The following is a 12,543-nucleotide window of genomic DNA, read 5'->3' as shown; positions in this document are numbered from 1 at the left end:
GTAGTTCCACCAGGATTCGAACCTGGGTCGTTGCCCCCAGAAGGCAACAGGATTGGCCACTACCCCATGGAACTTCGCACTACCTCGTAGTCAGTGGGTATTTGTAAACGTTGCGTGTCGGCCTCTCCATGTCAGTTGCTGGCAGACAATCGTACAGACGTGCATAAACCACCAACTATTTGGCCTCGTTCTATCCACTGTCGTGTATGTACGTCGGACGATTCGTCGTCGTCGGTCCCGGAATCGGTGCGTATCGCGTCTCCTCTCGGTCCTTCCCGAATCGACAGGTCGTCGAGCGGGACGGCACCCTGACCGTCGGGCCGACGCCCGACGCCCCGGAGACGGACAACCCTTACATCGCCTACAACTGCGTCCGCGAGGGCGGCGACTACGTCGTCGTCGGCAACGGCTCGCAGGTCGACCCTATCGCCGAAAAACTCGACATGGGCTACACGCCGCGCGACGCGCTCGCCGAGATTCTGCTCGCGCTCGACTACGAGAAAGACGACTACAACACGCCCCGAATCGCTGGCGTCGTCGGCGACGACGAGGCCTTCATCGGCATCGTCCGCAAGGACGCGCTCATCGTCGAGGAAGTGACGGAACCGACGCTCGTCGCCACCTACGAGGAAGACGACCCCCGCGCGTTCGACCTGACCGCCGACAGCGCCGCCGACGCGGCCCGCGAACTCTACGACCACGAGTTCGAACACGCGGTCTGTGCCGCCGCCGCGACTGTCGGTGACGAGGGTGCCGTCGAGACGGCCTTCTACAACGGCGAATAGACTCACGTTCCAGCCTGCGGCCCCGCACTTTTCCGATGCGGACTCCTATCTGGAGCTATGCGTCTCGGCGTCATCTCAGACGTTCACGGCAATCTTCCAGCACTGGAGGCAGTTCTCTCGGACATGCCGCAGGTCGATACGCTCGTCTGCGCTGGCGACGTCGTCGGCTACAATCCGTGGCCCGAGGAGTGTGTCGCGGAACTCGCCGACCGCGAGGTGCCGACCGTCTCCGGCAACCACGACCGGGCCGTCGTCTCGGGAACCAGCTTCCGATTCAATCAGATGGCCGCCGCGGGCGTCGAGTACGCCCGTGAATCGCTGTCTCAGGAGTCGATGGAGTGGCTCGAATCGCTCCCCGAGTACCGGACAGTCGCCGACGGCCGCGTCCAACTCGTCCACGGCCACCCGGACGACCCGGACCGCTACACCTACCCTGACGACTTCTCACCGCGACTTCTGTCGGGGGAAGACCTGCTGGTCCTCGGCCATACACACGTGCAGGGGTACGAACAGTACGGAGAAGGAATCGTATTGAACCCGGGAAGCGTCGGCCAGCCCCGGGACGGCGACCCGAGAGCCGCGTACGCGGTGGTCGACCTCGACGCGCTGACGGTCGAAACGCATCGAGTCGAGTACGATATCGAACGAGTCGAAGACCGAATCGAAGCGGTCGGACTTCCGCACAGTATCGCCTCCCGGCTTTCGGAAGGCCGGTGACAGCAGGGCTGTCGAGGGCGGCTATTCGGAGACGGGTTCGAGTTTCGCCGAGAAGTGACGCAGTTCCTTCATCGGCGGTTCCTCGACGATTTCGAGGCCGTCGTATTCGTGGGCCGACTCCATCACTGCCTCGGCCGTCTCGGCGATGTGTTCGAGGTGTTCGCGGCTGTAGGTCCGCCGCGGGAGCGCGAGGCGAACGAGGTCCGGACGGTCGGCACCGGGGAAGGCGAATTCGCCGAGTTCGACGCCGCGAACGCCACCCTCGCGGTAGAGCGCGCAGACGAGTACCTGTCCGGGGAAGTGCTCTTTCGGAATGTGCGAGAAAATTTCCCCGGCATCGAGATAGACGGCGTGGCCGCCGGTCGGGAGGTAGACTGGCACGTCTCGCTCCGAGAGCATGTCACCGAGTTCGCCGACTTGTTCGACGCGCTCGTGGACGTACGGCGGCGTGACTGCCTCGCGAAGACCGACGGCCATCGCTTCGATGTCGCGGCCCGAGAGTCCGCCGTAGGTGGGGAACCCTTCGAAGAGGATGGCGCGCTGCTTTGCGTGTTCGAACACCGTCTCGTCGCGCATGGCGGCGAACCCGCCGATGTTGACGAGTGCGTCCTTCTTGCCCGACATCGTGATGGCGTCGGCGTGTTCGAACTGTTCGCGGGCGATTTCGGCGACAGACGTGTCCTCGTAGCCGGCTTCGTGCTGCTTGATGAAGTGGGCGTTCTCGGCGAATCGGCAGGCGTCGATGACGAACATCGCGTCGATGTCGCGGGCGAACTCGGCGGTGGCGCGGATGTTCGCCATCGAGACGGGCTGACCGGCGACGGAGTTGTTCGTGATGGTGAGCACGACGACGGGAATCGAGTCCGCGCCGACTTCCTCGACGAGCGCGTAGCCCGCGTCGATGTCGAAGTTACCCTTGAACGACTCGTTGGAGTTCGGGTCGCGCGATGCGGGCGAGGGGCAGTCGACCGGCTCGGCCCCCTGATTGACGATGTGGGCGCGGGTCGTATCGAAGTGGGAGTTGTTCGGGATGACGTCGCCCTCTTCGAGAAGCACGCCGTAGAGGACGTTCTCGGCACCGCGACCCTGATGCGTCGGGACGACGTACTCGAATCCCATCACGTCGCGGACGGCGTCGGCAAGGTTGTTGAACGACCGGCTTCCGGCGTAGGCCTCGTCGCCGCGAATCATCGCTGCCCACTGGTCTGCCGACATCGTTCCCGTCCCGGAGTCGGTCAACAGGTCGATGTAGACGTCGCGGGCGTCGAGATTGAAAACGTTGTATCCCGCCTCTTCGATAGCAGCCTCCCGCTCCTCACGCGAGGGGAGTTCGATGGGTTCGACCATCTTTGCCTTGTACGAACGCATGCCCCAACACACGGCCCGAAATGTGAAGAAATATGTACGCGGAAAAACGGGGGACTGGGCGCGTATTCCGGCGTTCGTGGACGGGTGTGTGCATCGGTGTGGGGGACGTTCGAGCGCGGTCGAGAAAGGATGCGGTCCACAGCCACACAGATGCCAGTGCCGATGCTCGTGACGTGTGAAAAAACGGAGACAGCGCGAGGTTAGAACTGGTTTTGGATGATTTCGAGTGTCTCTTCGCGGTCGCCCCACGCGACGAAGATAGCGACAGAGGTCGCAGAGGTGATGACGTCGTGGATGTTGATGCCCGCCTCGGAAATCGGTTGGACGATGTCGAGGATGACGCCCGGTCGGTTCGGCAGTTCGCCGCCGGTGACGCGGACGACGGCGATTTCGTCTTCGACGGTGACAGACGAGAGCGCCTCGTCGGAGACGACTCGGTCGTGAAGGACCGCTTCGGCCTGATTCGACTCGTCGCCGCGGACGTAGAACGTAATCGAGTCCATCCCGGAGGCGACCGAATCGACGTTGATTCCGGCGTCGCTCAGGGCGACCGAGAGGTCCGCGAGGATGCCCGGACGGTTCCGAATCGCTCGCCCGGCGACGGTGAGACAGGCGAGTGAGTCCTCCTGCATGTCGATGAGGTTGTGGAACTCGCCTTCGATGAGCGTCCCGCCGGTGAGGAGGTTTCCGTGTTGGTAGTGGACGACGCGGACGTCGAGCGCGTCGTCTTTGTACGACAGCGCCGACGGCGCGACGACTTCTGCACCGCGGAACGAGAGGTTCCGAAGTTCGTCGACGGTGATGCGACCGACGTTCCGCGCGCCCTCGACGACACGCGGGTCGCCCGTCATGACGCCTTCGACGTCGGTCACGATGACGACTTCGTCGGCTTCCATGTACTTGCCGAGCATCACGGCGGTCGTGTCCGACCCGCCGCGGCCGAGCGTCGTAATCTCGCCGTCGTGGTTCTGCGCGAGGAAGCCAGTGACAACGGGAACGACACCGTCTAACTCTTCTGCGAGTTCTGCGGCGCGTCGCTGTGTCTCTTCGATATCGACCTCGCCGAGGTCGTTCGTGATGACCGGCCACTCGTCGGAACCGGGTTCGACGAACAAGGCGTCGACGCCGCGAGCAGAGAGCGCGGCCTTGAGCATCCGAACGCTCGTTCGCTCGCCCATCGAGACGATTTCGGCTCGGTCGCGGTCGTCGGCGTCGAACTGAATCTCGTCGAGCAAGTCGTCGGTCGTCGACCCCATCGCGGAGGCGACGACAGCTATCTCGTGACCCTGTTCGACCGCCGCAGCGATGGAGTCTGCGGCCCGATTGATTCGATTACCGCTTCCGAGGGACGTACCGCCGAACTTCGCGACTACGCGCATGGTCCCTCCGGTACATCGTAACGCTGTGACTCGTGGTGCTCAAACATGCGAGGGGCTAACGCAGGGGGACGTATAACTATGTCCCCCTGTTCAACCGTTGCCTACTTCCCAGAATTCGCAGGCGAGACGGCGAATTCGACCGCGTACCGGGCAGAGGTTTATTGCCGACGGCGCGGAACCATGACGTATGGAAGTCAGAGACGCCGTCGACTCGGACGCCGAAGCGCTCGCGGCCGTCGCGAACGCGCCGACGGTGGCGATGCGCCGTCTCGTCCGTGACCGGACAGTCCGGGTGGCGACGTCCGACGCTGGGGCGGACCCGAACACCGACGCACCGGCCAGCGAAGAGCAGATTCACGGCTTCGTCGGATTCGACGTCGAAGACGGCATGGTCCACATCACCCGACTCGCCGGGACGGACAACGCGGTCGCCCGCCTGCTCGAAGAACCACTGCGCTTTGCGAGTACGGAAGAACTGCCCGTCGAAGCGCTCCTCGTCGAATCCGAATCGAGCCTTCGTGAGGCAGTCAAAGACGCCGGGTTCGAGCGAGTGGGAGACGGCCCGCGTTTCGATGGCTCCCAGACGATTCGGTATCGGTTCGGCGAGTCGTCGTAGCGACCACTATCCCTTCGAAATCGGCAGCCAGAGTCGTTCTTGTCCGGCCGGAACTGGCGGTGGACATACATACTCGTGTGTTGTCGAATACCACATGTGCCGTTTCGCACCCACAGCGCCCCCAATGAGGCGGTGTCGATGACCACTATTCAGGAGTTGTTCGTCTCCATCGCCGGGACGAACCCCGTCGTACACGGACTCGTCGGTGGTCTCGTCATCGCATTCTTGAACATGCTGGGGGCGTTGCTCATCCTCGTCTGGCGCAATCCGTCGAAACGCTCGCTCGACGGGCTCTTAGGCTTCGCAGCCGGGGTCATGCTCGCCGCGAGCTTTACGAGTCTCATCCTCCCCGGTATCGAGGCAGCTGGCGGCAACCCAGTTCCGGTTCTCGTCGGCTTTCTCATCGGTGTGTTCGTCCTCGACCAGGCAGACCTGTGGATTCCGCACGTCCACATTCTCGTGACAGGGAAGACGCGGGTTGACGCCCCCGAGACGGAGAAAAAGATGGCCTCTGTGATTCTCTTTATCGTCGCCATCACCATCCACAACATGCCGGAGGGACTGGCCGTGGGCGTCGGGTTCGGGTCCGGAGACCTGAACACCGCCATCCCGTTGATGCTCGCTATCGGTATCCAGAACATCCCCGAGGGGCTGGCCGTCTCTATCGCCGCCGTCAACGCCGGGCTTCGAAACACGACCTATGCAACGCTCGCCGGGATTCGGGCAGGCATCGTCGAGATTCCGCTGGCAATCTTCGGCGCGTGGGCCATCCAGTACGCCGAAGCGCTCCTCCCGTACGCGATGGGGTTCGCGGCGGGTGCGATGCTGTTTGTCATCTCCGACGAAATCGTCCCCGAGACGCACGCGAACGGAAACGAGCGCATCGCGACCTTCGGGACGATGGTCGGCGTGGTCGTGATGCTGTATCTCGACGTGACGCTCGGATAGACGGGAGTTCGAGTGGAAGCGAAGGGGTTCCGGGTCGGTTTTGAGCGACGTGGGGGCTGCTCTCTAGACAGACCGAGTGAGCGTCAGTCGTCCGCTGGCTGGGTTTCGGCCGGAACTTCGTGGTCCGAGATGGTCGCCTTCGGCGCGAGGAAGTGTGCAGGGTCGAACTCGTCGAGGTCGTCGCCAGCCGCGACGCGCGCTGGCCAGTCGGGATTCGCGAGCGCGCTCGTCCCCAGGGTGAAGAGGTCGGAACCAGATTCGACCGCCGTGCGCGCCGCGTCTGGGTCGCCGAGACCGCCGTTTGCGACGATGACCGTGTCGGCTGTGGCGTACGTGGCCGCGGCTTCAGCGAGCGACGGCCCGTCAGCGCCGAACGTCGGCCCGGCAGCGTTCGCGTCGACGGTGTGGACGTAGTCGGCACCGGCCGCAGAGAGTTCGCGGAAGAAGACCTCGGCGGCGTCCTCTCCTTCGGGCCACTCGTAGCTGTCGTCGGTGACTTTCGTCTGCGAGACGCGCACGCCGACGACGAACTCGTCGGGAACGGCCTCGGCGACGGCCGTGACGACTTCCGCGGGGTACCGAACGCGGTCCTCGGGTGCGCCGCCGTACTCGTCGTCGCGTCGGTTCGCGTCCGCAGAGAGGAATTCGTTGAGGAAGTAGCCGTTTGCGCTGTGAATCTCGACGCCGTCGAACCCGGCTTCGGCCGCGTTCTCCGCCGCCGCGACGAACCCCGCACGAGCCTCGTCGAGGTCGTCGTGGGTCGCTTCCCGTGGAACCGCGTACTCGCCACTCCCGCCGTAGGCTTCGGACTTTTCGCCGTTCGGTTGGACCGCGGAGGGAGCGATTGTGTCGCCGTCGTCGGTGTAGGGGTTGCCCTGCGTCTGCGCGCCGGCGTGCATCAACTGGGCGAAGATTGCTGTGTCCGTGTCGTGGACGGCGTCCGTGACCTGCGTCCACGCCTCGACGTGGTCTTCGGTAACGAGACCCGGCTGGTTCAGATAGCCCTGACTGTAAGTGTCGTCCGTGTAGACGCCCTCGGTGACGAGAAACGAGAAGCCGCCGTCCGCGAACTTCGCGTAGTACCGCGCCATCTCCTCGGTCGCCCGCCCGTCGGCTGTCGCGCTCACACGAGTCATCGGTGCGAGACCGGCGCGATTGTCGAGCGTCAGGTCGTTTAGCGTCGCCGTGTCGAACAGCACGTCGTCAGACATACCCCTCCATCTGACTGTCGGTATAATAAGGCGACGGCGGTCTGGTCGCGGCGGGCGCACAACCGTCAGAATCGACCCGTGGCGGGCGCACAACCGTCGGAACCGACCACGAACTCCTTCGCTCAGGAGAACTTCCGCACCGTCATGTTCAGCGTGTCGAGGTCGACGATAGGGGCGTAGCCTGCGTCGGGGTCGATGTTGACGGACTTCTGGAAGTCGGTCTGGGCCTGCCAACACCCGGAGTTGACCGCGAGGACGTTGTGGTACTTACCCCAGCCGAGTTTGTGGACGTGGCCGGTGTGGAAGATATCCGGCACCTGCTCCATGACGAGGTAATCGAGTTCTTCGGGTGCGAGTCGCGTGTGGCCACCGAACTGCGGTGCGACGTGGCGTTTCTTCAGGAGTTGGTACATCGCCTTGTGAGGTTCGTCGTAACTCGCCTTGTCCGATGGGAGTTCGGCGATGACCTCGTCCAGCGAGACGCCGTGGTACATGAGGATGTTGACGCCTTCGAGCGTGACCATCGAAGGGTTGCTCGTAATCTGGGGGTCGTGAGCCGACATGATATCCCGAAGTTCGTCGTCGAATCCGGGTTGGGGTTCGGCGAGTCGAACCGCGTCGTGGTTCCCCGGAATCATCACGATGTCGAGGTCGCCGGGCACTTCCTTGAGGTACTCCGAGAACGCTTCGTACTGGTCGTAGATGTCGATGACGTCGAGTTCCTCGTCTTGGTTCGGGTAGACACCGACGCCTTCGACCATGTCGCCAGCGATAAGCAGGTACTCGATGTTCTCGGCTTCCTCGGTGTGGAGCCAGTCGGCAAAACGGTGCCACGAGTCGGCCATGAACTCCTGACTCCCGACGTGGACGTCGGAGATGAGTGCGGCCTGCACGTGGCGGTCGGCGGTGTTGGTTCGGTGGTTTCGCGGGACGTCGGGGAAGTACATGTCGTCGACAAACAGGATGCCCGCGTCGCCCGAGAGCGTTCCCGACACCGCGATACACTCGTCGAGGAGGAGTTCGTCGACGTAGCTGGCGATGTCCTTGTCCTTCATCACGAGACAGGGAAACGTCCCCGTCGTGTCTTCGAGGTCGACAATCCAGTGGCCGCTCTTCGTCGAGCGAACGTCGTCGACGAGGCCGATGAGTTCGGCGTCCTGCCCGCCGGACATGTTCGAGATGGCTTTCGCGGGCCGGTGGTTGACTCGGCCGCGAAGCATCTTCGAGAGTTTCTCGTAGCGGTCGCGGAATACCTTCACGAAGTCGTCGTACTCGCCGGTCCCGGTCGACTGCCCGGTCATGTCGTTGGCGATTTCCAGCGACCGAAGCGACGTATCTTGGTTCCGCCCGCTCCCCGACCCCTTCGCTTCAGGTGGAGTCGATTTTCCAACAGGTTCCTCGTTGTCTCCCGATGTTGCAGCGGAAACAGGGGGGTCGGAGCCGGCTGCGCCGCTCTCGGATTCGGACCCAGGGGGACCAGTTGGTGCAGACGAAGGCGAAGGTGAGTCAGTCGCGGGTGCAGACGAAGATGGTCCAGTCGCGGGTGCAGACGCGAGCACCTCGCGGACGTGGTCAGCGGTGATTCGGAGCGCGTCGTCCGGTGTCGATTCGACGACCTGGGCGAGCGTGACTCCCGGGTCGTCTGTACCTGCGATGAGTGTCACGGCCTCGCGTTCAGCGTTGTAGCCGCGACTCACCAGTGCCCGGACGATGCGCGCCGGCGTCTCCAAAGGCACACGACGAGGTGGGCGAAGCGGAGCAAAAAGGGTGCCGAAACCCAGAACGTTGAAACCCAGTCCGACTAAACGAGGGGTGATGAGTGCTGACGATGGTCCCCCGTCCCCCCGCGAGTCCACCCACGACTCCGACGAGGGACTCTTGACCCGATTCTGGACGGCCGAGGACGGCCCGCTTTTGTTCCTCCGCGAAGCCCTCTCAAGCGTCGCGGCTGTCCTCGCCGTCGGCCTGCTCCTCTTTGCGATCAGCGGGGTGTGGCCGCCGATGGTCGCCGTCGAGAGTGGGAGTATGGAACCCCACATGCAGAAAGGCGACCTCATTTTCATCACCGGACCCGACCGCTACGTCCCGGACGCAGCGGTCGATGGAACTGCCGTCGTGACCGCCGAAACGGGGTCTGAGGTCGGCTATCGCTCGTTCGGCGGGAGTGGAAGCGTCGTCGTCTACCACAAGCCCGGCTCGATTGGCCCGCCGATTATCCATCGGGCGATGTTGTACGTCGAGTCCGGCGAAAACTGGTACGAGAGGGCCAACCCCGAGTACATGTCGGCAGACAACTGCAAGGAACTCGCACACTGCCCGGCACCCTACGACGGGTTCATCACGAAAGGCGACAACAACCCCCGATACGACCAAGTGAGCAGTATCAGCGACCCGGTTCGACCTTCGTGGGTGCAGGGCGTCGCTCGCGTACGGATTCCATTCCTCGGGTGGGTCCGACTGACGCTCGCGAACACGATGACGGCAGCGACACCCGTCTCACCCGTTTCCGTTTCGACGGGGCCTGTTTCTTCTGTGTCGGCGGTCGCTGCCTGAGACGGAGAGAGTCAGTTTCGAATCGACCGGAGCAGTCAGTTGTTTTCGAACTCGGACAGCCAGAACAGTCAGTTGTCGAACCGGGCTTGCACGAACGGTTGGGCACTCTCGATATCGCCGAGTCGAGAGTCCGTGAGCAGGACGGCCTCGGTCTCGTCGATGGGGACCGAGAGGCTGATTTCCTTCGTCCGGCCGTAGCGACCCTTCGAGACGACGACGGCGTTGACGATGCCGAGCATGTCGAGTTCCGAGATGAGGTCGGTGACGCGCCGCTGGGTGAGGATATCGGCGTCGATTTCCTCGCAGAGGCGCTTGTAGATGTTGAACACCTCACCGGTGTTGATGTTTCGGACGCCGTTTTTCTCCAGCAGGATGATGGCGAAGAGGACGATTTTCGACTGCGTCGGCAGGGTTCGAACGACTTCGACGACGCGGTCGAGTTCGATTTTGTCCTGCGCCTGTCGCACGTGCGCTTCTTCGACCGTATCGGCCTGTCCGCGCTCGGCGAGTTCGCCGGCCGTGCGGAGTAAGTCGAGTGCGCGGCGGGCGTCGCCGTGTTCCTGCGCGGCGAACGCTGCACAGAGCGGAATCACGTCGTCAGTCAGTGCGCCGCCTTTGAAGGCCACGTCGGCGCGGTGCTGAAGGATATCGCGGAGTTGGTTCGCGTCGTACGGCGGGAAGACGATTTCCTCCTCGCCGAGACTCGACTTGACCCGAGGGTCGAGGAAGTCGGTGAACTTCAGGTCGTTCGAGATACCCATGATAGAGATACGAGAGTTGTCGAGCTCGGAGTTCATCCGCGAGAGGTTGTAGAGCGTGTCGTCGCCGGATTTCTCGACGAGTTTGTCGATTTCGTCCAGCATGATGACGACGACGCGTTCTTTGTAGTCGACGGCGTCGAAAAAGGTCGTATAGACGCGGTCGGTCGGCCACCCCGTCATCGGGACCGTCTCCATCTCGTCGGCGTCCTCGGAGAGTTCGTCCGCGCGCTCGTCTATCTCCGCGATGGAGTTGTAGGGCGTGTCGTCGAGGGCGTTGGGGTCTTCGGTCGCCCGGGTTCGCATCTCGTCGAGTCGGTCGAGTTCGGCTTCGATGCGTTCGATGTTCTTCTCGATGAACTTGTTCGCGAGCTGCGCGAGCACGCGATACTGCGTGTCGGTCACTTCGCAGTTGATATACTCGACTTCACACGGAACGTCGTACTTCTGGGACGTCGATTCGAGTTCTTGACTCACGAACTTCGCGCTCGCGGTCTTTCCGGTCCCGGTCTTCCCGTAGATGAGGATGTTCGACGGCGTCTCCCCGCGGAGTGCCGAGACGAGAATCGTCGCCATCTGGTTGATTTGGTCGGTCCGGTGCGGGAGTTCGTGCGGCGTGTACGACGGGCGAAGAACCTCCTTGTTCTCGAAGATTGGCTCGCCAGCGAGTAAGTCGTCGAACAGTCCCTTCGACTCCTCGTCGTCGTTCAGTACGACCTTGTCGAGTCCGACGTCGGGGTCTTTGTGCTGGTCGAGGTCAGTGTCCTCGGGAACATCGGCGTCGGGGCCGATACTCGCCTGAATGTCGATGTCTTCAGCCGAGAGTTCTGTCGACTCCGCATCCCCGTCGCTTGCAGTGCCCTCTCGACGGTTGTCGCCTCGTTGTGTGTCGTCGTCCATCGTGTGTACCCCTCTGTTTCGGGTGGAATAATCGCCAAGAACGGCGTTTAAAGAGCCGTATACCGGGAAATTCCGGTTCCAACTCGTGAATCCGAAAGTGGCGATTCCAAATGATGCAAAGGAACCAAACGAACAGTTGCTACAAAAGTCTTACTTCTCTTACTCATCACGGTTCAAAACACCAGAATTCGACAGACAGGGATGGCTTCGGTTCGAATATCTGGACTGTGTGTTTCGATTCTATCACGGTACGGTTTTGCGTGGGTCTGGATTCAGCCAACTAGGAGAGTATTGTTGGTTGGAATCTGGTCAGTATCACGATCACTGGTCGAAGAGGGAGTGAGTCTTGGTCGACGGGAAGTAAGCGGGGCCAAGAGATGCGCAAACGAAACCGGACGCTGACTCAATCGAAACCGAAGACTGTTACAACTGAATCCGAACTGTTGTGACGCTGCCGTCTTTGTTCGGTTCACGTTCTTCCACCGAACCTCCATGAGTCTGTGGAGGCAGAGACTCGTCTAGACACGAAAGATTTGGTGTGACAACCCCCTCATTTCGTGTGGAGATCCATATTTTCGAATCTGGCGTGAGGCTCGTCGAGAGCGGTTATATCGAAGAAATGAGCGAGGGGTTTCGGGTGGAATTAAGTCGTGGTTTCCAGTTCGACGGGAAACGCCTGGGTCTCGAATGCCCCACACCCCTTTGTTTCAGGTGGAGGCGAGAAACAGTGGGGAGGGGGTTACGACGAGTTTTAGAAACGGGTGGTTTTATACCGGTAGTTGGCCTACCATATCCGTACTAGAGAAAAGGGAGTTATTATTGTGGTTGCTTCTGTTAGAATTAACATCCGACCGCCGTCTAGCGGTCGACACCCCCACACCCCTTCGGCCGTTCCACCTGAAACGAAGGGGTGGGGGTGTTGCCCCCGTGTTGTTTCGTGTCCACAGCACTCACACCGTTTGACAGGGCGTCGTAGTTCGTGGCTAGGCGTCGCAGGCTGTAGGCAGGTGTCGCAGGCTGTAGGCAGGTGTCGCTTCGATTGATCGGATGACCTGTCGTCATCGTTCCGGTAGTTCGACGAATACGGTCGGCCGGGAAGACCACGTGTCTGTGCTCGCCGGGTGAAGTACGACTTAGTCGAGAGGTACGTGCTGAACGGGTGTACCACGCGCTGGCTGGTGCGTTCGAGTCGAAAAACAACCCTTCGAGTGAACGTGCATTCGAGTCGAATCGGCGCAGTAATCGATACGCGAGGACTGCCCGAGTTGTCTCCCCTTGGATACCGATTCACCGATTTACCGGTTCGTC

General features: G+C 62.0%; 10 protein-coding genes and 1 tRNA gene. 5 read left to right on the top strand and 6 right to left on the bottom strand.

Going from position 1 to position 12,543, the window contains the following annotated elements; translation table 11 throughout:
* Nucleotide 1 precedes the first annotated feature (1 nt).
* Nucleotides 2-74 (bottom strand) — tRNA-Gln (locus KU306_RS04730).
* Between the two features lie 132 nt (nucleotides 75-206).
* Between KU306_RS04730 and KU306_RS04725 the strand changes: the two genes are divergently transcribed.
* On the top strand, nucleotides 207-785 hold the full coding sequence (locus tag KU306_RS04725) for an IMP cyclohydrolase (protein ID WP_258303031.1): 579 nt from the start codon (nucleotides 207-209) through the stop codon (nucleotides 783-785).
* Between the two features lie 57 nt (nucleotides 786-842).
* Nucleotides 843-1,502, top strand: a complete 660-nt coding sequence (locus KU306_RS04720; protein ID WP_258303030.1) for a metallophosphoesterase family protein — start codon at nucleotides 843-845, stop codon at nucleotides 1,500-1,502.
* 21 nt (nucleotides 1,503-1,523) lie between these two features.
* Here KU306_RS04720 and KU306_RS04715 read toward each other — a convergent pair whose 3' ends face one another.
* On the bottom strand, nucleotides 1,524-2,870 hold the full coding sequence (locus KU306_RS04715; RefSeq protein ID WP_007543971.1) for a tryptophanase: 1,347 nt from the start codon (nucleotides 2,868-2,870) through the stop codon (nucleotides 1,524-1,526).
* A 200-nt stretch (nucleotides 2,871-3,070) separates the two neighbouring features.
* Nucleotides 3,071-4,249, bottom strand: a complete 1,179-nt coding sequence (locus KU306_RS04710) for an aspartate kinase (protein WP_007543970.1) — start codon at nucleotides 4,247-4,249, stop codon at nucleotides 3,071-3,073.
* Nucleotides 4,250-4,436: 187 nt separating this feature from the next.
* On the opposite strand from KU306_RS04710, the gene KU306_RS04705 reads away from it, so the two are divergent.
* Nucleotides 4,437-4,865 carry a hypothetical protein gene (locus KU306_RS04705; RefSeq protein WP_007543969.1) on the top strand — a complete coding sequence of 143 codons (429 nt, stop codon included), beginning with the start codon at nucleotides 4,437-4,439 and terminating at the stop codon, nucleotides 4,863-4,865.
* A gap of 138 nt (nucleotides 4,866-5,003) precedes the next feature.
* On the top strand, nucleotides 5,004-5,813 hold the full coding sequence (locus KU306_RS04700; protein WP_049918828.1) for a ZIP family metal transporter: 810 nt from the start codon (nucleotides 5,004-5,006) through the stop codon (nucleotides 5,811-5,813).
* Between the two features lie 83 nt (nucleotides 5,814-5,896).
* Here KU306_RS04700 and KU306_RS04695 read toward each other — a convergent pair whose 3' ends face one another.
* Nucleotides 5,897-7,024, bottom strand: a complete 1,128-nt coding sequence (locus KU306_RS04695; RefSeq protein WP_258303029.1) for an NADH:flavin oxidoreductase — start codon at nucleotides 7,022-7,024, stop codon at nucleotides 5,897-5,899.
* A 122-nt stretch (nucleotides 7,025-7,146) separates the two neighbouring features.
* Entirely contained in the window at nucleotides 7,147-8,760 is a 1,614-nt protein-coding gene (locus KU306_RS04690; RefSeq protein WP_258303028.1) for a DNA-directed DNA polymerase II small subunit, read from the bottom strand.
* A gap of 79 nt (nucleotides 8,761-8,839) precedes the next feature.
* On the opposite strand from KU306_RS04690, the gene KU306_RS04685 reads away from it, so the two are divergent.
* The gene (locus tag KU306_RS04685) at nucleotides 8,840-9,577 is read left to right on the top strand and encodes a S24/S26 family peptidase (RefSeq protein WP_258303027.1); all 738 of its coding nucleotides are present in this window, start codon (nucleotides 8,840-8,842) and stop codon (nucleotides 9,575-9,577) included.
* A gap of 68 nt (nucleotides 9,578-9,645) precedes the next feature.
* Here KU306_RS04685 and KU306_RS04680 read toward each other — a convergent pair whose 3' ends face one another.
* A complete protein-coding gene (locus KU306_RS04680) occupies nucleotides 9,646-11,235 on the bottom strand; it encodes a Cdc6/Cdc18 family protein (protein WP_007543963.1) in 1,590 nt (529 codons plus the stop codon).
* Between the last annotated feature and the right edge of the window lie 1,308 nt (nucleotides 11,236-12,543).

Source organism: Haloferax larsenii, from assembly GCF_024730625.1.
GTDB classification, from domain to species: domain Archaea; phylum Halobacteriota; class Halobacteria; order Halobacteriales; family Haloferacaceae; genus Haloferax; species Haloferax larsenii.
This window is presented reverse-complemented; position numbering and strand designations above follow the sequence as displayed.

What these genes read in the sequence shown, in the direction of transcription:
- KU306_RS04725 (WP_258303031.1), top strand. Translation starts at nt 207, where the DNA reads ATGTACGTCGGACGATTCGTCGTCGTCGGTCCCGGAATCGGTGCGTAT.
- KU306_RS04720 (WP_258303030.1), top strand. Translation starts at nt 843, where the DNA reads ATGCGTCTCGGCGTCATCTCAGACGTTCACGGCAATCTTCCAGCACTG.
- KU306_RS04715 (WP_007543971.1), bottom strand. Translation starts at nt 2,870, where the DNA reads ATGCGTTCGTACAAGGCAAAGATGGTCGAACCCATCGAACTCCCCTCG.
- KU306_RS04710 (WP_007543970.1), bottom strand. Translation starts at nt 4,249, where the DNA reads ATGCGCGTAGTCGCGAAGTTCGGCGGTACGTCCCTCGGAAGCGGTAAT.
- KU306_RS04705 (WP_007543969.1), top strand. Translation starts at nt 4,437, where the DNA reads ATGGAAGTCAGAGACGCCGTCGACTCGGACGCCGAAGCGCTCGCGGCC.
- KU306_RS04700 (WP_049918828.1), top strand. Translation starts at nt 5,004, where the DNA reads ATGACCACTATTCAGGAGTTGTTCGTCTCCATCGCCGGGACGAACCCC.
- KU306_RS04695 (WP_258303029.1), bottom strand. Translation starts at nt 7,024, where the DNA reads ATGTCTGACGACGTGCTGTTCGACACGGCGACGCTAAACGACCTGACG.
- KU306_RS04685 (WP_258303027.1), top strand. Translation starts at nt 8,840, where the DNA reads ATGAGTGCTGACGATGGTCCCCCGTCCCCCCGCGAGTCCACCCACGAC.
- KU306_RS04680 (WP_007543963.1), bottom strand. Translation starts at nt 11,235, where the DNA reads ATGGACGACGACACACAACGAGGCGACAACCGTCGAGAGGGCACTGCA.